Source organism: uncultured Pontibacter sp. (genome assembly GCF_947502515.1).
In the GTDB taxonomy this organism is placed as follows: Bacteria; Bacteroidota; Bacteroidia; order Cytophagales; family Hymenobacteraceae; genus Pontibacter.
On the sequence record NZ_CANNAI010000002.1, the window covers coordinates 790,601 to 811,152 of the forward strand.

Annotated in this window: 16 protein-coding genes; 12 read left to right on the forward strand and 4 right to left on the reverse strand. The window is 52.5% G+C overall.

Translation table 11 applies throughout. The features are described 5' to 3' along the window. Positions 1-131: 131 nt before the first annotated feature. The 10 genes from nuoI to Q1A54_RS08165 all read left to right on the forward strand — a co-directional run bounded on the left by nuoI (position 132) and on the right by Q1A54_RS08165 (position 11,046). Positions 132-647 (forward strand): NADH-quinone oxidoreductase subunit NuoI, encoded by a 516-nt coding sequence (gene nuoI, locus Q1A54_RS08120; protein WP_299986586.1) that lies wholly within the window; start codon positions 132-134, stop codon positions 645-647. Positions 648-650: 3 nt separating this feature from the next. Then, the gene (gene nuoJ, locus Q1A54_RS08125; protein WP_299986588.1) at positions 651-1,208 is read left to right on the forward strand and encodes an NADH-quinone oxidoreductase subunit J; all 558 of its coding nucleotides are present in this window, start codon (positions 651-653) and stop codon (positions 1,206-1,208) included. Further along, positions 1,205-1,513, forward strand: a complete 309-nt coding sequence (gene nuoK, locus Q1A54_RS08130; RefSeq protein WP_366915793.1) for an NADH-quinone oxidoreductase subunit NuoK — start codon at positions 1,205-1,207, stop codon at positions 1,511-1,513. The genes nuoJ and nuoK overlap by 4 nt, the downstream gene beginning before the upstream one ends. 4 nt (positions 1,514-1,517) lie before the next feature. Continuing rightward, entirely contained in the window at positions 1,518-3,404 is a 1,887-nt protein-coding gene (gene nuoL, locus Q1A54_RS08135) for an NADH-quinone oxidoreductase subunit L (RefSeq protein WP_299986592.1), read from the forward strand. Next, positions 3,401-5,008 (forward strand): NADH-quinone oxidoreductase subunit M, encoded by a 1,608-nt coding sequence (gene nuoM / locus Q1A54_RS08140; protein ID WP_299986594.1) that lies wholly within the window; start codon positions 3,401-3,403, stop codon positions 5,006-5,008. Before nuoL ends, nuoM begins: the two co-directional genes overlap by 4 nt. A 6-nt stretch (positions 5,009-5,014) precedes the next feature. After that, positions 5,015-6,469 (forward strand): NADH-quinone oxidoreductase subunit N, encoded by a 1,455-nt coding sequence (locus Q1A54_RS08145; RefSeq protein WP_299986596.1) that lies wholly within the window; start codon positions 5,015-5,017, stop codon positions 6,467-6,469. A gap of 565 nt (positions 6,470-7,034) precedes the next feature. After that, complete coding sequence (locus Q1A54_RS08150; RefSeq protein WP_299986598.1) at positions 7,035-7,985, forward strand: GNAT family N-acetyltransferase; 951 nt, start codon at positions 7,035-7,037, stop codon at positions 7,983-7,985. Positions 7,986-8,028: 43 nt separating this feature from the next. Then, the gene (locus Q1A54_RS08155) at positions 8,029-9,171 is read left to right on the forward strand and encodes an alpha/beta hydrolase-fold protein (protein WP_299986600.1); all 1,143 of its coding nucleotides are present in this window, start codon (positions 8,029-8,031) and stop codon (positions 9,169-9,171) included. Between the two features lie 279 nt (positions 9,172-9,450). Next, a complete protein-coding gene (locus Q1A54_RS08160) occupies positions 9,451-10,371 on the forward strand; it encodes a lytic transglycosylase domain-containing protein (RefSeq protein ID WP_076422043.1) in 921 nt (306 codons plus the stop codon). A gap of 156 nt (positions 10,372-10,527) precedes the next feature. Next, positions 10,528-11,046, forward strand: a complete 519-nt coding sequence (locus Q1A54_RS08165; protein ID WP_299986602.1) for a GreA/GreB family elongation factor — start codon at positions 10,528-10,530, stop codon at positions 11,044-11,046. Between the two features lie 94 nt (positions 11,047-11,140). Here the strand turns inward: Q1A54_RS08165 and Q1A54_RS08170 are convergent, their stop codons facing one another. The 4 genes from Q1A54_RS08170 to Q1A54_RS08185 form a co-directional block, all read right to left on the reverse strand. Next, complete coding sequence (locus Q1A54_RS08170; protein ID WP_299986603.1) at positions 11,141-12,910, reverse strand: efflux RND transporter periplasmic adaptor subunit; 1,770 nt, start codon at positions 12,908-12,910, stop codon at positions 11,141-11,143. 74 nt (positions 12,911-12,984) lie between these two features. Beyond that, positions 12,985-14,427 carry a TolC family protein gene (locus tag Q1A54_RS08175; protein WP_299986604.1) on the reverse strand — a complete coding sequence of 481 codons (1,443 nt, stop codon included), beginning with the start codon at positions 14,425-14,427 and terminating at the stop codon, positions 12,985-12,987. Then, positions 14,424-18,185 carry an efflux RND transporter permease subunit gene (locus Q1A54_RS08180; protein ID WP_299986605.1) on the reverse strand — a complete coding sequence of 1,254 codons (3,762 nt, stop codon included), beginning with the start codon at positions 18,183-18,185 and terminating at the stop codon, positions 14,424-14,426. The genes Q1A54_RS08175 and Q1A54_RS08180 overlap by 4 nt, the downstream gene beginning before the upstream one ends. Before the next feature lie 100 nt (positions 18,186-18,285). Next, positions 18,286-18,705 carry a hypothetical protein gene (locus tag Q1A54_RS08185; RefSeq protein WP_196117757.1) on the reverse strand — a complete coding sequence of 140 codons (420 nt, stop codon included), beginning with the start codon at positions 18,703-18,705 and terminating at the stop codon, positions 18,286-18,288. A 227-nt stretch (positions 18,706-18,932) separates the two neighbouring features. On the opposite strand from Q1A54_RS08185, the gene Q1A54_RS08190 reads away from it, so the two are divergent. Both Q1A54_RS08190 and Q1A54_RS08195 read left to right on the forward strand, forming a co-directional pair. Continuing rightward, entirely contained in the window at positions 18,933-19,391 is a 459-nt protein-coding gene (locus tag Q1A54_RS08190; protein ID WP_196117755.1) for a DUF2892 domain-containing protein, read from the forward strand. Between the two features lie 78 nt (positions 19,392-19,469). After that, the gene (locus Q1A54_RS08195) at positions 19,470-20,552 is read left to right on the forward strand and encodes a COX15/CtaA family protein (protein ID WP_299986608.1); all 1,083 of its coding nucleotides are present in this window, start codon (positions 19,470-19,472) and stop codon (positions 20,550-20,552) included.

Consider the following 20,552-nt stretch of genomic DNA (forward strand, 5'->3'; position numbering starts at 1 on the left):
GGATGACAATTGTGCATGATTAACACCCCTATAATCCCCTCAAGGGGATAGCTATACAGAATGAAACGACTATACCTTCAAGGATATAGTTTCGCTGCTATTAAGAAAAAAAATAAACGAAAGGAGTACTTATGTTTAGTTTATTGCGCAGTATGTGGCTCACGTTGCTGCATGCGTTTCACAAGCGGGAAACCATTCAGTATCCAGAGCAAAAAGCCATACTGCCGACACGCTGGCGGGGCCGCATTGTGTTGTCCCGCGACCCGGACGGTGGGGAGCGCTGCGTCGCCTGCAACCTCTGTGCCGCCGCCTGCCCCGTGGACTGTATCGCGCTGCAAGCCACCGAAGACGAGACAGGCCGTCGCTATCCCGAGTTCTTCCGCATTAACTTTTCGCGTTGCATTTTCTGCGGCTTCTGCGAAGACGCCTGCCCGACCTACGCCATCCAGCTTATACCTGATTTCGAAATGGGCGAGTACAACCGTCAGAACCTCGTGTATGAGAAAAAAGACCTGCTTATCAACGGGCAGGGCAAGTACCACGGCTACAACTACTACAAGGTAGCGGGCCTTGCCATTGGCGGAAAAGGCAAGGGCGAAGCCGAGAACGAAGCGCCACCGGTAGACATCAAAAGCTTAATCCCCTAGCCTATGGAAACCGCATTTTATATAGCCGCAACCGTCGCCGTGCTGGCCACCATCATGGTCATCACGCGCTACAACATGATTCATGCCCTGCTCTACCTCGTGGTGTCTTTTCTGGCCGTCGCGGTGGTGTTCCTAACCATGGGCGCCCCCTTTATGGCGGCGCTCGAAGTCATCGTGTACGCCGGGGCCATTGTGGTGCTCATCATCTTCGTGATTATGATGCTCAGCCTCACCCGCGAAGATGTGGAACAGGAAAAGGCATGGCTCCAGCCCAAGCTCTGGATGGGCCCTGCCCTGCTCTCTTTCGTCTTGCTCGCCGAGCTGGTATACCTGCTAGTAATCGCCGAAATGCCTGCTGCTCCTGTTGCCGGTAGTTTCGTCGACGCCAAAGCCGTCGGGCTGGCTTTGTATGGGCCGTATGTGCTGGGTGTGCAGCTCTCCGGTATTCTGCTGATGGCAGGTATAGTCGGGGCCTACCACCTGGGCCGTCAGAAGAAGAAAGTCATTCATCGCTTCCTGCAGGAAAAGGAACCGCAAAAAGAAAGGAGCGCAGCGTTATGACGTCTATACCTATGGAAACCGGTTTGTTGCTGGCGGGTATGCTGTTCATGCTCGGCCTTATCAGCGTGATGATTCGCCGCAACATCATTTTCATGCTAATTTCGGTGGAGATAATGCTGAATGCTGCCGGGCTCGCTTTTATTGTGGCGGGCAGTCACTGGGCGCAGCCGGACGGACAAATCATGTTCATCTTCATTCTCACGATGGCCGCCGCCGAAGTATCGGTTGGACTGGCCCTGATACTGCAGATTTATCACCAGCTGAAAACGCTCAACAGCGACGCGGCTAATTTTATGAAAGGATAAAACTATGGGAGAATTACTTTGGTTAATCCCCGCCCTGCCCTTCGCCGGCGCCCTGTTGCTGGTGCTGTTCGGCAACCGCATTTCCCGTGCACTGGTCTCGGCCATCGGAGTCGGGAGCGTCGGTATTTCGGCCGCCATCACGCTGGTGCTGGGCTTTGAGTACCTGACTTCGCGACCGGCTTTTATCCGACAGGAAGTGTGGCAATGGTTTGATGTGGCGGGCTTCAGCCCCTCCATCGCTTTCCACCTCGACGCCCTCTCGATGGTCTTCATTTTCGTTATCACCTTCGTCGGGTTTCTGATTCACATCTACTCCACCGAATACATGGCCGAAGACAAGGATTATTCCCGCTTCTTCGCCTGCATGAACCTCTTCGTGGGCTCCATGCTCATGCTCGTGATGGCAGATAATCTGCTCCTGCTATACCTGGGCTGGGAAGGCGTGGGCCTCTGCTCCTACCTGCTCATCGGCTTTTGGTACAAGGAACCCGCCAACGGCTATGCCGCCCGGAAAGCCTTTATCATTACACGAGTAGGTGACACGGCCATGGCCATTGGTCTCTTCATGCTCTTCCAACACTTCGGGACACTACACATCCAAAGCATTTCCACGGAAGCGGCACAGGTATGGAGTGTCGGAAACGAGACGGCGCTGATCATCGCACTGCTCCTGCTGGGCGGTGCGGTCGGCAAATCTGGTCAGTTGCCGCTGCAGACGTGGTTACCCGACGCGATGGCGGGTCCGACGCCGGTGAGTGCGCTCATACACGCCGCTACAATGGTAACCGCCGGTGTATACCTGGTGGCACGCATGCACGTCATCTTCGCACTTTCTCCGGTAGCCATGATGGCCGTAGCCGTGATCGGCGCCGTCACGCTGCTAATAGCTGGCTTTGCGGCGCTCACGCAGTATGATATCAAACGGGTACTGGCCTACTCAACCATCAGTCAGGTCGGCTACATGTTTTTAGCCCTGGGTGTTGGTGCCTGGTCAGCGGGTGTGTTCCACTTCATGATTCACGGTTTCTTCAAGGCGTTGCTTTTCCTTTGTGCGGGAGCTATTATTCTGGCGTTGCATCACGAACAGGACATGCGCAAAATGGGCGGCCTGAGCAAGAAACTTCCCGTCGTGTTCTATACCTTCCTAATTGGCGCTGCCTCACTGGCGGCCTTCCCATTGGTGTCAGCGGGCTTCTATAGCAAAGACCAGATTCTGTGGCTGCAGCTGGCCGGAGAAAACGGCAACATCTGGCTATACCTGGCCGGTCTGCTGGGTGCTTTCATCACCTCCATCTATACCTTCCGGATGGTCTTCCTCACCTTCTTTGGCGAAGAACGAACGCACGTCGGTCACAAACCAACCATGGCCATCACGGTACCGCTCATTATACTGGCTGTGCTGTCTTTTGCCGGCGGCTTCATCGAGCTCCCGCACAACTTCGGTCATGTGGTGCTCTTCTCTGACTTCCTCGCTCCTATCCTGCCGGCAGTAAACGTGGTGCCGGATTTCACCCAGTTTGAATGGATGTTGCAGTTGCTGGCAGCAGTGATTTCGTTGGGGGGTATTTTCATCGCCTACCTCTTCTACTACAAAAAGCCGGAGCTGATCGAGAACATACATCGCTCTGAAACGGCCATGGCGATACACCGCTTCTGGCATTCGGGTTGGGGCTTCGACAAACTGTACGACACGCTGTTTGTGCGGCCTTATGTATACCTGTCGAAGGTCAATAAGAGTGACTTTATCGATTCCTTCTACACTTTCGTCGCCAATGCAACCCAAGGGATGCATCAGCTCTTTTCCACTACGCAAACCGGCATTATGCGTAATTACGTGGCGGGAATAGTAGTTGGGGCGATTATGATTCTAACCATAAGTCTACTGCTATGATACTGGTCTGGTTAATTGTGATACTCATGGTTGGCGGGGTGCTGGCCTGGATTTCCGGGAAAGTAAACCGCACACTGCCCCGCTGGGTGGCACTTGGCTCGGTGGCTACTGTCTTCGGGATGACGCTATACTTGTGGCTGAGTAACCCCGTACCTGTGCTGGGTTCGGCTTGGTTGATACAATTCGCACAACCATGGATTCCGCAGTGGGGCATCAGCTTTAGTCTGGCGTTGGATGGGTTAAGTTTGCTCATGCTGCTGCTCACCTTTTTTATTGGCTTGCTGGCCGTTCTTATTTCGTGGCGGGAGATTCAAACTAAAGTAGCTTTCTTCCATTTCAATTTGCTGTGGGTGCTGGCAGGTATAACGGGCGTGTTTCTCACCATGGACCTCTTCCTGTTCTACTTTTTCTGGGAAGTAATGCTCATTCCGATGTACTTCCTAATCGGCATCTGGGGACATGAAAACCGTCGCTACGCCGCCTACAAATTCTTTATCTTCACGCAGGCATCGGGCTTGCTCATGCTGCTGGCCATTCTCGGACTTTATTTCATTCACGGTAGCCAGACAGGTATCTATACCTTCAGCTATTTTGAATTGCTGAACACCACACTGGCCCCCGAAGCGGCACGCCTGCTGATGTTCGGTTTCCTGGCTGCATTCCTGGTCAAGCTACCAGTCGTACCCTTCCACTCCTGGCTCCCCGACGCACACTCTGAAGCCCCTACGGCAGGCAGTGTGATTCTGGCGGGTCTGCTGCTCAAGACAGGTGCTTACGGACTGCTGCGCTTCGTACTGCCTCTCTTTCCGACAGCTACCGTGGAGTTCGCGCCCTGGGCCATGCTTCTTGGTGTAATTGGGATTATCTACGGGGCGATTCTGGCTTTCTCCCAAACCGACCTCAAGCGACTGGTGGCCTATACAAGCGTGAGCCACATGGGCTTTGTTATACTGGGCGTGTTTGCCTTTAACGAGTGGGCCCTGCAGGGCGTGGTCATGCAGATGATCACGCACGGACTCAGTACCGGGGCACTCTTCATCATTGCCGGCTTCCTCTACGAGCGTCTCCATACCCGCGACATCCGGCAAATGGGCGGATTTTGGTCTACGGCTCCCAAGATGGGCGTGATTGGGCTCATCTTCGTCATGGCCTCGCTCGGCTTGCCCGGACTCGGCAACTTTATCGCAGAGTTCCTGACCTTGGTCGGCTCCTGGCAGGCCAACAACTGGCTGACGGTTTTCGCCACTATTGGCCTGGTAATGGCCACGATTTACTCGCTGCGCATCATGCAGAAGATCTTCTTCCAAGAGTATAAGCTCGAGCAACCGCTCCCCGACATGAATGCCCGTGAAATGCTCATCGCTATACCTATGGTCGTGATGATTCTCTGGTTGGGCCTATACCCTCAGCCAGTGCTCGATACCGCCCGACCCAGCATTCAGGAGCAACTGCAGGCCTATACCGAACCGGTCACAAAAAAGACACCCATTGCACGCGTGGATGAAAATGAAACAGTGGCTATACCTGAAAAGACAACTATGCTGGAAAAGTCTGAAAAAGCGAAGCCATCTTCAGATCTCCAGATTTCCAAAACATCAAATTGATACGCCATGACATTGACAGATTTCCAACACCTCATGCCCCTGCTCATTCTCACCGTTGCGGTGCTGGTGGCCATGCTGGTGATTGCCGTGGGCCGCAATCATAAGATCATGTATGTGATTACGGCAGTCTCTTTTCTGGCTGCTTTTGCCTCTCTCTTTGAGCTGCGCAATGTAGGGCGCTATACCATCGAGCCGTTGCTGGTAGTAGATGGTTTCGGCGTGTTTTACATTGGCATGATCCTGCTTACGGCGTTGCTCATCAGCATGCTCTCCTATGCCTATTTTGAGCAACGGGAGGAGCGCAAGGAAGAGTATTACATCCTGCTTCTGCTGGCGACCATAGGGGCCTGTGTGCTAGTCATCAGTAAGCATTTTGCTTCGCTTTTCCTGGGCTTGGAAATCCTGAGTGTGTCGCTTTATGCTTTGATAGCCTACCTGCGCAAACGGGAGCGGTCTGACGAAGCGGGTATAAAATATTTGATTCTGGCGGCCTTCTCCTCTGCTTTCCTACTCTTCGGGATGGCACTGGTTTACGCCAGTACGGGCACCATGGAGTTTGCAGGTATAGCTACTGCCATTTCAGGCTTCACCGAATTGCCATTGCTGCTCCTGACCGGCTTCGGATTGATGATCGTCGGCATTGGCTTTAAGCTGAGTGTGGTCCCTTTCCATATGTGGGCTCCGGATGTATATGAAGGCGCTCCTGCTCCTGTAACAGCTTTTATCGCCACCGTATCAAAAGGCGGTGTACTGGGCGTATTGATCCGTTTCTTTATGGAAGTAGACGGCTTCCGCTACCCGACCCTTGTGCTGATCTTTACCATTGTGGCCATTGCCTCTATGCTGGCGGGCAACCTGCTGGCCCTGCTGCAGCGCAACGTCAAAAGAATCCTTGCCTACTCTTCTATCGCGCACCTCGGCTATCTGCTGGTAGCATTTCTGGCGGGCAACCAAATGGGCGTGGAAGCAGTGACCTTTTATCTCGTAGCCTACTTCATTACAACTGTCGGAGCCTTCGGTGTCGTGGCCATGCTATCGGATAAGGAGCGTGACGCGGAGCAGCTCGAGGATTACCGTGCGCTGCTTTGGCGGAGACCATGGACCGCGGCAGTTTTCACAGCCATGCTGCTCTCGCTGGCAGGTATACCGCTCACGGCGGGCTTTGTCGGCAAGTTTTATATTCTGGCTGCGGGGGTAAATACACAGTTATGGCTGCTCGTGGTCATGCTGGCGCTTAACAGTGTGATCGGCTTGTTCTACTACATACGCATTGTGGCCGTCATGTTCCAGCAACCGGAAGCAGAGGCTGAGGCAGATCCACGTGGCAAGCTGCGCCCTTCTATCTATGTGGCCAGTGTGGGTACACTTACCTTACTGGCCTTACTGCTGGTGTATATTGGCGTGTATCCATCAGGACTACTGCAGGTAATTCAGGGGTTGATTGCAACAGCGGCTCCTTAACCAACAATGTGTTGTCCTTTAGAAGCCCTTCTCACAGAAGGGCTTTTTTGGTTTAAATACACCTTTACACTGTAAAAATCAGGGTAAACTTAGTATCCTATAATGTATTCCCAACTTCAGTAAAGCCCTTACCTGACTCTAATTAATAGCAGGAACTTGACACAAATAAACCCCTTATTTCACACTAAAAATAATCAAAATAAATATTTACTTATTCCCAAAATATATCGTATTTAAAAAGTGCCTATACGCTTGTTTGCTTTTATATAAAGACATGAATCATGGCTGGCTAAGGCTGTACTATTTGTGCTGTGGTTCTTTTCGTTCATTGATCTATCCGGTCAGGGGAATTTATATGCTCCGTATCCGGGAGAATAGCGCCTCAGGCTGCAATGCACTTGCTGGCGATATACTCAGACTGGCTGCAGGCGGTTTGATTAGAAATTTAACTTATGGCCCCTGCAATTCATCTACAGGAGACTTGTTCGGACTAAGTCAGTATGTGTACCATTTGCCACCTCATATGCATAACTGATAAGCGATAAAAGGCAGCTAAAATGATGATATGATTGCCAGGAAAAAAGCAAAATTCCGGATAGTGCCTTATAGGCCGGAACATGAACAGGCGCTATTGGAAATTGAGCGCATGTCGCCGCAGGGCTTTATGGTCAAGCTGGAAGTCATGCGAGATCATTTCTTGTCCCGGGCAGAGCTGTTCGAGGACTATGCTGCTTTTGTCGCACTTGGGTCGGAAGAGAAGGTACTGGCAGGCGGCATAGGCGCACAGACACCCATGTGCATCAACGGAAAGCTGCAACAGACTGGCTTCGGTTTCGATGTGCTGGTTGATCCCTCTGCCCGTAACATGGGTATTGGGAGGGACCTGGCTACCTGCGTGCGAAAACGATACTTCGACCCGAAAGGATTAAAACGCCAGTTTACCACCCTGCGGGCCGGCAACCTGACCATGCTGCATCTGCTTTCCAAATCTTACCGCAACACTTTCCTGTACGAGTTTCTATACCTGACTTTCCCGACAGCTCGTACCTTGCGGGTCGAGAATGCCGCTATCGGTGAGACCTTATTTAATACATCCCTTTTCACTGAGGACAGTAAACTAAGTGATTACTACGAAGTAAACGAAAGCGGTATGGGTTTGTGGCACACACATAAATTGTATCAACTCAAAGTAAAGTCTGTGAACCCGGTTTTGAGCGGAGGACTCTGGCTCGGGAACCGTTTTATCCGAACAAATAAATATGTGCCGCTGGTGGGATCTCTGTTGAAAACGACTACCATTTACAATCTTACCCAGGACAACATACATACCTTGCCAGAGGTGTCGCTTGAATTGTACCAGCGAGGCATCAACTACATGCAGATTTGCTGTCAGCCCAATGACGCTGTATACCATGCACTGCAAAAAAGTGCCCTCAATGCCTTTAGTCACTATGTGGTAAGTAGCATGGAACTGAAGGCAGACGAGTCGCTTACGCTTGACGTCCGCTGCCTGTGACATTTCCTGTATCTTTGTCGGCAGATCACATGTTGCAAGCCCTATGAAAACCCTTCTGTTGTCTTTGCTTTTACTGCTTAGCTTTTACCACACTGCCATAGGGCAGCAACAACCGGACAGTACCCGCATCACCTTCCGTGTGTACGCTCCTACCCTATCAGATTCGCAGCAGGTATACCTGAGTGGCAGCACACCTGAACTCGGAAACTGGCAGCCCAACCGCATCACCATGCAGCGTACTGTGGCTCAGGTATGGGAAAAGACGGTATACCTGAAAGAGCAGTCAGTACAATACAAATTCACCCTTGGCTCCTGGAACACCGAGGCTACCGATGAGAAAGGCATTCCGCTGCCGAATTTCAGTCTGGAACTAAAAGGTGACACCACCGTGCAGCATCAACTTGACTATTGGCTGGAGAAAGCCAACAAGCCAATTTCAGGAGGCATCACCGGCACAGTAGCGTATCACCGCAACTTAACAGCAGACAGCCTGCAGTCCCGCGACCTGATTGTGTGGTTGCCGCCGGGCTACGAAGAAAATAACAAACGCTACCCTGTTCTTTACATGCACGATGGGCAAAACGTATTCGATCCGGCTACGAGCTCCTTCGGCGTGGACTGGCGGATAGACGAAACGGCAGATAGCCTGATCCGCAACCGGCAAATGGAGCCTGTCATCATGGTGGGTATTTACAACACATCCGAGCGCATGGAAGAGTATGTGCCGGGGCTAAAAGGCAGCGCCTATATGGATTTTGTAGTGAACAGGGTGAAGCCTCTTATTGATCAGAACTACCGCACCAAATCGGGCGCCAAACATACCCTGACAGGCGGTTCTTCAGCAGGAGGTATAATGGCGTTCATGCTGGCCTGGGAATATCCGCAGGTGTTCAGCAAGGCCATCTGCATGTCCCCCGCTTTCAAGATCATGCACATCGACTACGTGAAAGACGTGCAAGCCTATAAGGGCAAGAAGAAAAAGCTGAAACTCTATATTGACAATGGTGGGATCGACCTGGAAGCCCGTCTGCAGCCAGGTATAGACGAAATGTTAGCAGCCCTGCAGGTGCAAGGCTACCGAGAAGGCAAAGACTATATCTGGGTTCTGGACAAGAAGGCACAGCATAACGAAGCGGCCTGGGCCAAACGCATGCCGACAGCCCTGACCTTTTTATTGGGAAAGTAAGCTAATGACAAAGCTGATACTGTAGACAGCTAAATATTGTAAAACCTATATATTACATATTCTAAAATCAGGTCTATCTGAAAGCAGTTCTTTTGCCCACATTGTCTCTCAACTGGCTTTAAAGGGAGATTTATCACCTAATAAATCAGATAATATACCTCTTCCAATCTCAAAAATCGCAGGTATAACCTGGCATCCTGTTGCATTTTTCCTTACCTTGAAACACAATTCATCTTCAGATTTCAGGTTATAAATACAGGTACAAGAAAGGAGCACGCTATGGGACAGCAATTTTTAAAGTATGGTTGGATTTTGGTAGCACCGCTACTGATTTTACAGTTGAGCGGTGAGAACAGCCTCAAACTGAGTGCTACGCCAAACGAGCGCAACGACAGAGCCTTTGAGGCAAACAGACAAATTTTCACTTCACCTGCCCTGCCTGACGCGATCACGTTTGCAGGGGAGCCCGTGCCGCTGCACCTGCCGGACGTAGCAGAGCGTCTCGATCGCGAACTGTTGGCCAACACCTACCTGCACACCAGCACGCTGCTGGCCCTGAAACGTATGCAGCGCTACCTGCCAGAAATCCGGCAGATCCTGAAGGAGAATGATATGCACGAAGATTTCATTTACCTGGCCCTTGCCGAGAGTCTTTTCGGACAGGTAACCTCCCATGCCGGTGCCTCTGGCTTCTGGCAGCTCATGCCAGACACGGCTCGCGGCTATGGCATGGTCGTGAATGGGGAGGTGGACGAGCGCTTCCATGTGCAGAAATCGACTGTGGCGGCCTGTCGCTACCTCAAGACTGCCAAGAACAAGTTTGGTACCTGGACCGATGCTGCCGCCTCCTACAACCGCGGCATGGCCGGTCTGGACAAAGCCATGAAGCACCAGAAGGTAAATTCATTCTATGATCTCTACCTGAACGACGAGACCTCCCGCTACATCTTCCGCATTCTGGCCCTGAAAGAGATTCTGGGCAATCCGCAAAAGTATGGATTTGACGTACCGGAAACACATGGCTACAATCCACTGCCTGCCAAAGCCGTGACCGTGGAGAACACCATACCTGACCTGATCGACTTTGCGCACGAACAGGGTACGAATTACAAAACACTGCGCCTCTACAACCCTTGGATCAGAGGTTATAAACTAACCGTACCAGCTGGCAAAGAGTATGTGCTGCAAATGCCGATGTAATGTCAACGGACAATAGAATTTTTGACAAAGACAGATACTTCTACACCCATCAATAGTCAGAAAAGATTTAGTAAGGTATAGCACCAGCTCTTATAGCTAATTGACCAACAAGGGAGTGTCGGAAACATCCGGCACTCCCTTGCTGTATAATGGGGCATGAGCAGAGCATTTGTAAAAGAAGACGACGCAGGCGAAGCACCCATCATTCCACCACGGGCGGCCCTGCCTGCAGGCGTGCCCAATTATGTTCGTCCGCAGGGACTGGAGAAACTAAGAACTGAACTAGAAGAGCTGGAATCGGAGCGCACTATCGTAGAAGCCAACCGCGAAAACGATGCGGACCGCACCCGTCAACTCACTATCCTCAACGGCAAACTCAGCGCCCTGAACGGACGAATTGCCAGCGCCAGAGTCATTGACCCACTGGAGCAAATCCCGGACGAAGTGCGCTTTGGTGCCACTGTCAAGCTACGCACCCTTAGTGGTGGCAAACCAGGCACCATCCGGCAGTTCACCATCGTGGGCGTAGACGAAGCGGATGTCACGCAAGGCCTGATAGGATTTGTAGCCCCTATTGCGCAAGCGGTAACGGGTGCCAAAGTCGGTCAGAAGCTACATCTGAAATTGGGGCGTGTGGAAGAGGAAGTTGAAGTGGTGGAGATTAAGTATAGTTGATTTATATAAGGTCAAATGTCATTTCGAGCAAAGCAAAAAAGCTGAAGATATAATGTCCCCAGCTTTCTCGTTTTGCTCAAAATGACAATAGATATTAATGCTGATGTCCCTGTGGCGCTGTCTTAGTTTGGTCTGTAGTAGCCGCTCCACTCTGCCCTCGCCTATATGTTTCTTCCGTTTCTCCGCAGGCTAGCATCGCTTCCCCGAAATATGGGTTACGGATATCCTTGATCTCACTCAGCCAGAAAGCACCCTGGTCACCCAAAGCCATTGGGCAGGATTGGATATAAGCTACCTCGTGCTGTATACCAAATACCTTCATTGCTTCAATCACATGTTCTGAGAGCGGTGAAAAGGCAGCACGCTGTTTTTCCAGATCACGGCTTTTCTGAATTGCCTCGGCATTTGACTTCAGTGTTGGTAGCAACGCCATCCACTGATCGTGCATTTTGCCATCGAGCTCGCCCATATTCACTTGCCCCAATGTCACGACAAAGGTACCTGCCGCCTGACGCGCAGCGGGCACATCGGATGCTACCAGGGCATTTTTCAGGGTATAGTATTGGTCAATGAGCTGGGTGAGCTGTTGCTGGAAAGCTTCCGGTGCTTTAGGCCCGCCCGCTGGTGGTGGCGACATCATGCTGTAGTTGCCTCGCAGCTGTGCAGCCCCATCCACGGCAAACACACCATTGGTTACCACTTCCTCACCTGGCTGCAAACCGGATTCCACTACATAGCGTTCGCCCATGCGTGGCCCCAGTGTCACCTCACGCATCTCGAAAGCCGGCATCTCCTGCCCCGGTACTTTCACGTACACGACTGAGCGTTTACCGGTCCACAACACCGCGCTGCTTGGTACCGACAGCGACTGCTCTTTGGCACCTGTAGATGTCTTGATGCGAGCATCCGCGAACATGCCCGGCTTCAGTTGGTTGCCGGGGTTTTGCACCTCGGCACGCACTTCAATCGCACGGGTCGTGGCATCCAGTACAGGGGTGATAAAGGCTACCTTGGCCGTAAATTCTTTGCCAGGTATACCCGGTACCGTAAAGGTGATGTTACCACCCTGCTTGATCCAGGACAGGTCAGCTTCGTAGGCATCCAGCACCACCCACACCGAGGACAGGTTCGCTACCTCAAAAAGGGCAGAACCTGTTGTCACGTAGTCGCCGGCACTTACTAAACGCTCCGTCACTACGCCGGCGGCATCAGAATAAATATCGAAATTGGTAATGATGTCCGATGCATTCTCAATTCGCTTGATCTGTGCATCAGTCAACTTCCAGAGCTTGAGTTTGGCCCGGGCGGCTTCGTAGAGTTCAGGCATCAGGTCCTTGGCGCGGGCAGCTTCCTGTAGTTCGCGTTGGGCGGTGATCAACTCCGGTGAATAGAGCGAAGCCAGCCGCTCCCCACGGCGTACTTCCTGCCCCGTAAAGTTCACATAGAGTCGCTCAATGCGCCCCGGAAACTTTGCCGTGATCGAAGACACTTGCTGCTCGTTCAGGGCCACCCTGCCTGAAAGCACGAGTTCGTTCTCCGGATCAACCATTTCCAGCCTGGTGGTCTGGATGTTAGAAAGGGCGATCGCTTCAGGCGTCATTTCCAGCACATAGCGGCTGGTTTTGCCGCCGCTTCCGCCATTGCTCACCGGAATCAAATCCATGCCACAAAGCGGACATTTACCCGGTCCGTCCTGCCTGATCTGTGGGTGCATGGAGCAGGTATACTCGGTGGCACCCGCCACCTCTCCGGCGTGTTCGTGTGCCTGTTCTGAACCCCGGCCGCCAAACAGCAACCAGCCCAGCAGCAGTCCGCCCAAGGCCACAAGTAGGTAGGTTCCGATTCTTTTATTTCTTGATGTCATGTTTCTTTATGCTAATGACTGATGTTTTTTTCTTGTGCACGATTGTCGTTTCCCCGATACTATTGAGAGTAATCCTAATTATCCCCCTGCATCATGCGGTTGATGGCTGACACGGCGATATTCTGATCCGTTATGGCCTGCAGTTGCTGTAACCGGTAGCTGAGCAGACTCTGCCGCTGGCGGATGATGTCTTCTATACCTGTGCCCGTCACGGAGTAGTTTGTGGTGAGCAGCCGGATGGTCTGTTCAGTAAGCGTTACCTGATCTTTGAGCAGGTTGATCCGGCTGACTGAACTCTGGTACTGGTATAGCAGATTTTCCAGTTCCGTGAACAGTTCCCGCTCCGTTGCCTCCTTCTGGTACACAGCCGCCTGCTGGGAGAACTCTGCTTCCTTTTGAGCCGCATTGTATTTTTTACGATAGATCGGCAGCGTCAGGGTCACCATCGGCATCACCATGTTCTCGCCGCCCATATTCATTTGGGTCATATCATCCATGCGCGGTTTAAAGATCATGTAATTTAGCCCCACCCCAATCATTGGTCGGCCCATCAGTTGCGCCATCCGCAGCTGTGACTCCCGGGCCTTCTCGTCCCACTCGTACATTTTAAGCATCGGGTGGTTGCTGCGAATCGAGTCTTCGATCAGCGACAAGGTAGCCGGCAGTGCAGCAGGCAGGAGCGTGTCTGCAGAAATGACCGTCATACTTGGACGGCGGCGCAACAACTGGTTAAAAGCTACCTGCAAAGGCCTGCGTGCCTCATGGTGAATCAGGACCTGGTTTTCCAGTTCTTTCACTTGTAACCTGATCAGCATGACATCAACCATAGAAGACCCGCCAGAACTACCCATACTGGACATACTACTGCCGCCAGCCGCCATGTTGCTCCCACTGGCCGAGCCGGCAGCTGCGCCGCCGGAGCCCCCCATACCTGCCATACCAGAGCCACCACTCCCTGCAGCACCAGAAGAGCCAGTCGAACCGCCCGTCGTACCTCGGGCTGGCGTGGCGGCTCCAGAAGAACCACCTGCCGTGGCTGATTTATACTTGGCCAGCGCCAGTCTTTCCAGCGTCTTCATAATCTCCACCTCCTTCTCCATCAGGATCGATTCCTGATCGTTCAGGTATAGCTGGTACCAGATAGTGCGCACTTCATGATACAGGTTGATCTTCGCTTCGATGAAGGAGGCGAATTTCATCTGCGCCATGTAATTCGCTTCGTCGCGGGCCGCCTTTTGGGAACCGAACCAGGGGAACATCTGCATCACCGAGATATCGCCTACCTGATTGCCCATGAAGCGCTCCATCGGTCGCAGAAAAAAGTTAAAGGAAGCCTCCGGGTCTGGCAGTGCACCCACCTGTGGAGCACGCTGCAGCGCCGCCTGGTACTCGGCGTATCGTGCTTTCAGCGTGGGGCTGTTTTCGCCTGCCTCTACCAGATATTCTTCCAGCGTTTGCGCCTGTACCAAGGGCATTACCCCCAGCAACAGCACTATAATTGCCAGTATCTTTTTCATACGGTTTCTTTTTTGATTTTAAGTTCTTCACGCCAGCTGTACAGCACCGGCACGATCAGCAGGGTGATCAGGGCCACGAACATACCCCCGAATGAAGGGATTGCCATTGGGATCATGATATCGGAGCCGCGGCCGGAAGACGTAAGCACCGGCAAAAGCGCCAGCAAAGTAGTGGCAGTGGTCATCAGACAAGGACGCACGCGGCGTATACCTGCCTCCATCACCGCTTCGTGTACTTCGGCTCTGGTTTGCGGTGTGTTGCGCTCGAAGCTCTGCTTCAGGTAGGTGCCCATTACCACACCATCATCCGTCGCGATGCCAAACAGGGCGATAAAGCCAACCCACACGGCTACGCTCAGGTTGAAGGTGCGCATCTGGAACAACTCCCGAATGTTGGTATCTCCAAAAGAGAAGTTCATGAACCAGCCCTGGCTATAAAGCCACAGCATCATAAAGCCGCCGGCAAAAGCCATTGCAATAGATGTGAAAATGAACAGCGACGTACTCACCGACCTGAACTGGAAATACAGGATCAAGAAGATGATCAGTAAGCTGAGTGGCACGATAAACGATAACCTTTCTTCGGCTCGTATCTGGTTTTCGTAGTTGCCGGAAAACTTGTAGCTCACACCCGCCGGCACCACCAATTCACCACTAGCAATTTTCTCCTGTAGGTAGCGTTGCGCATCTTCCACCACCGTAACTTCAGCAAAACCTTCCCGCTTGTCGAGTAGCACATAACCCGTCAGGAAGGAGTCTTCGCCGCGGATCATCATCGGCCCGGGACGGAACTCGACGTTGGCAATCGCGGTCAACGGAATCTGCGCCCCATTGGTAGTCGAGATCATGATGCGGCTGACTGACTCCGGATCGTTTCTGTATTCGCGGGCGTAGCGTGCCCGGATGGAGTAGCGCTCGCGCCCTTCCACGGTCGTAGTCAAAGCCATACCGCCCATTGCTACTTCAATGTATTCCTGCACGTCGGCCACGTTCAAACCGTAGCGGCCCATGGCGCGGCGGTCCAGATCGATCTCCATATAGGGCTTACCAAGTGAGCGGTCTGCGTACACGGCTTCCGGTTTTACGGATGGCACCTCTTTCAGGAGCCGTTCCATTTGCATGCTGAAGTCCTCGATAGTCTGCAGATTCGGTCCGTATACCTTCACTCCCATCGGGGCGCGCATACCTGTCTGCAGCATTACCAGTCGCGTTTCGATTGGTTGCAGTTTCGGGGCCGAAGTCACGCCCGGCAGTTCGGCCACCTCCACAATCTCGTTCCAGATATCATCCGGCGTCCGAATGTGGTCGCGCCACTGGCGGAAGTACTCGCCGCGCTTGTCTTCCACCAGATTGCCTTTCTCGTCACGTACAAAGTTGCCGTCATCATCTACTTTAAAGCGGATTTTATACCCGTTTTCATCTGTGATGTATTCTGATTTGTATTGGATCACATTCTCGTACATCGACATGGGAGCAGGATCCAGCGCCGTTTCGGCACGGCCGGCTTTACCCACGACCATCTCCACTTCAGGTATAGCCGTGATGAGCATGTCGAGTTGCTGCACATAGCGCTTGTTCGCCTCCACACCCGTATGCGGCATGGATGTCGGCATCAGCAGGAAAGCGCCTTCGTCCAGGGATGGCATGAACTCCTTGCCCATGCCCGGGAAGGTATGCACCAGTCCGCTCCAGGGAGCAGATGTGCGAACGTTCACCCCCACTTTATCGAAGCCCGTCGCCACCCAGCCAAACACGCCGTTAAAACCGATCCAGATGTTAAGCCCCAGCAGCATAATGAAAGCCGGGATCAGCAGGAAAGTACCTTTATTCGCCAGACACCAGCCCAGCACACGCGGGTATACCCTGATGAAGAAAGAAAAGAGTCCCAGCACCAAGCCGATGATCAGCAGGATAAAAATGAAGTTCACAAAATAACTCACCGATACCCCCAGCGGCACCCACTCCGTAGCCAGCAGCCACGAAACGGCTAGTACCGCTATACCTACCATGATCAGTGTATGGTGACGCCCGAAGCGCTCCGGCTGGTAGTAATTGAGCAGGTTGTTGGCTGCGATCAATAATAATGTGATACCTGCCAGCGGCACAATAAATAAAGCTACTATACCCAGGCCTACCAATATCCAGTTCAGGATCTTACTCCAGGCCACGTTGCGCGACTTCAACCCGAAAATGGTATGCGCAAAAGCGGGCATGATCAGGATCGTAAAGATGAGCGACGCCACCAGCGCAAAGGTCTTGGTATAGGCCAGCGGACCGAACAGCTTGCCCTCCGCCGCCTCCAGCGTAAACACCGGCAGAAACGAAATAATGGTCGTGGAAACAGCCGTCAGAATCGCAGTGGCCACCTCCGTGGTGGCATTGTATACCGTCTTCACCAGTGACTGCCCCGGCGGAGCTTCCTCCATGTGCCGCAGGATGTTCTCGTTCAGAATGATTCCCAAGTCGACCATGGTACCGATGGCTATGGCTATACCTGACAGCGCCACGATGTTGGCGTCTACTCCGAAATATTTCATCAGAATGAAAGTCATCAGCACGGCCAGCGGCAGGAGCGCTGAGATCAACAGCGAGGCCCGCAGATTGTAAACCATCACGATGATCACAATGATGGTGATCAGGATCTGCAAAATAATCGCTGTGTTGAGTGTGCCGAGTGTCTCATTGATGAGCTGTGTGCGATCATAGAAAGGTACCACCGTCACTTTGGAAGTGCGTCCGTCGGCTAGTTTTTTGGAGGGCAGACCGGCTGCGATATCGTCCAGCTTAGCCTTCACGTTGTTGATCACCGCCAGTGGATTGTCACCGTAACGGGCGATCACCACACCGCCCACAGCCTCGGCGCCACTCTTGTCGAGCACTCCCAGCATAGAACGGTCAGCCGGACCAATGTTCACCCGCCCGATGTCCCGGATACGAATAGGTACGTTGTTGGCCACCCGCACGGTCGCCTCTTCAATGTCGCTGATTTCCTTCACATAGCCCAGTCCACGTACCAAGTACTCCACCTGGTTGATCTCCACGGTGCTGGCACCCACCTCCTGATTACTGGCTTTCAGGGCGTTCATCACTTCCATCATGGAGACGTTGTTCGCCTTCATGGCTACCGGGTCGAGGTCTACCTGGTACTCTTTGATATAACCGCCCACAGAGGCCACTTCGGCCACGCCCTGTGCTCCCGCCAGCGCATACTTCACATAGAAATCCTGAATACTGCGCAGTTCGTGAAGGTCCCAGCCCCCAGCGGGGTTACCCTCTTCGTCGCGGCCTTCCAGGGTATACCAGTATACCTGGCCGAGTGCCGTGGCGTCAGGGCCGAGCTTTGGTGTCGTCTCGGCTGGCAGCAGGTCGGCGGGAAGGGAATTTAGTTTTTCGAGAATGCGGGAGCGGCTCCAGTAGTACTCCACGTCATCCTCAAAAATGACATAGATGCTCGAGAAACCGAACATGGATGTGGAGCGAATGGTCTTCACGCCGGGCATACCCAGCAGGGAAGTCGTGAGCGGATACGTGATCTGATCCTCTACGTCCTGCGGAGAGCGGCCCATCCACTCGGTGAAGATGATCTGCTGGTTTTCGCCAATGTCCGGAATGGCGTCTACCGGCACCGGGTCGCGGGGCAGGAAGGTGACGTTCCAGTTGAACGGCGCTACCATAATACCCCAGGCCACGATAAGGAGCAGCAGCAGGGTTGTCACCAGCTTCTGTTCCAGAAAGAATTTAATAATGCTGTTTAACATGCTCTATTCGATTGAATGCAAAAAGGAATGGCGCCTCCCGATAGGGAAAGCCAATAGCTATACCTGACCAAAAAGGCCGGGCATCATCGAAAAAGCAGGTTTATATGAGGAAGGACTGCACAAACACAGGGATGTCCTGCGCAAGCAAAGGAGGGGAATAATCCGGCACATGGGTATAGGCCGGTTCGTAAATTTCAAAAAGAGCAGACCATGCGGCTGTGAAAGCAGCGATGAAGGTCATGTCCGGAACGGATAGCTTGAAAGTCGGACTAAGCGCTTGCTCGTCCTCTACTTCCAGCACAATCGTCTGGTCCTGGCAGCAGTCATCGTCCATGGCTGGCTTGTGGCAATCCGGCAGACTTTCACGCTGTTTCTCCATTTCGCAGGCGGCGCTGTGCGAGAAGAAAGCTGTTGCCATGACCTCACCTGCGCACAAATGCTGCGTGATCGTCATCCCCACAGATGAGAAAACAACCAGCAGGGCCAGTGTCAGGGTCAGTATGGTGCGAATCAGCTTCAAATTCAGGTACGCTCGTTCAGACGAAGATACAGTTTCTTTTGCAAAGGTAGGCAGCAAACCTAAGATGAACTTACAGATTTCGTAGTAAATCTTACAAAAAACGATAGAAAGCCGAAGATTTATGCCAAAAGGCATCTTCCTGCAGACATGATTCTGTTCTGGCACAACTAAATATTCATACAACCGCGTATAGCATTATAGTAAGATACACAAACTGGAAGAAGATAATGAATAATACAGAACAGGAAGAACAGGGGCGTGTGCGGGAAAGCTCTTTTGATGAAACCAACGAACGGGTGGATCATCACATACGTCAAAGTATAGCTCGCTACAAAGGCCGCAGTCACGAGGAGATTTCAGAGCGCATCCGCGAACTCGACCAGGAATGGAGCATCGAACGTACTTTGGAGGTCAACGCTTCCACGCTGGCACTGTCCGGCACCCTGCTGGGAGCTTTTGTAAACAAGCGCTGGTTCATCCTGCCGGGTATTGTCACTACTTTCCTGCTGCAGCATGGCATACAGGGCTGGTGCCCTCCCCTGCCCATCATGCGGGCGCTGGGCATCCGCAGCCGCAGAGAAATTGATGAAGAGAGGTATGCCCTGAAAGCTCTTCGGGGTGATTTTGACGACATCTCTCCTAAAAGTTCTCCCGCAAAAATATTAGATACTGTGCGAGGCATCTGAGTGGTATTTTTTATTAAAAAGTGATATTTATCATCTTCTGGCAGGTCAAAAACTTGGATATTTGTTCTTTTCCATGTTATGCATCAAAAACCTGCTTCTATACCTGTCGTTCTCTGGCTTATCAGCGGCATTGTGCTCGTATTGGCCATGGTGGTCATCGGTGGCATCACCCGCCTCACCGGCTCCGGCCTTTCCATTACCGAGTGGAACCTGATCTCAGGCACGCTGCCGCCGCTCTCTGAAAACGAGTGGCTCGTTATGTTTGAGAAGTACAAGCAGTTTCCGGAGTACCAGAAGCTGAACTTCGGCATGACACTCTCGGGCTTCAAGCAGATCTTTATGTGGGAATACCTGCATCGCCTGCTGGGCCGCATCATCGGGATCGTTTTCATTGTACCTTTCCTGTATTTCCTGTACCGCAAAATGCTGGCACCCTGGTTGGTGAAGCGCCTTGTTTTCATCCTGCTGCTCGGTATGGCCCAGGGCGTGATGGGTTGGGTGATGGTGATGAGCGGCCTGAGTGAAATGCCGCACGTGAGCCATTACCGACTAGCCGCGCACCTGACACTGGCCCTGCTGCTGATCGGTGTCATTCTCTGGACCATTGCTGACCTGGTGGCACCGGTGAGACAGAAGTCCCCTGCACTTCGGGCCTACAGCTCCCTCTCCTGGTTATTGGTGTTCGCTATACTGATCCAGATTGTGCTGGGGGCCTTTGTGGCAGGACTGAAGTCGGGCTTTTCTTATAACACCTGGCCACTCATGCAGGGAGAGTTCTTTCCTGGCTTCCTGAATGGCTTATCGATCGTGCAATACTTTGATAATGGCGTAGCAGTGCAGTTCATGCATCGTTGGTTCGCATTTGTTGTACTGATCTTTGTAGTGCTGTTTTATAGCTACTTAAGCAAGCAGGACTTGCCAGGCACCACTCGGACAGCGGTGAGGTTTCTGCTACTTGTCACGATACTGCAGGTTGGCCTGGGCATAGCGACCCTGGTACTGGTGGTTCCCATCAGTCTGGGTGTGCTGCACCAGGTCGTGGCGGCGATTCTGTTTATGGCGGCGCTGTTTGTGGCACATCAGTTGCAGCACAAAGTAGAAGCAATTATGCCGGAAAGAAGAAAAATGGCAGAACCAGCTGGTGTACTGCGTAAATACTAA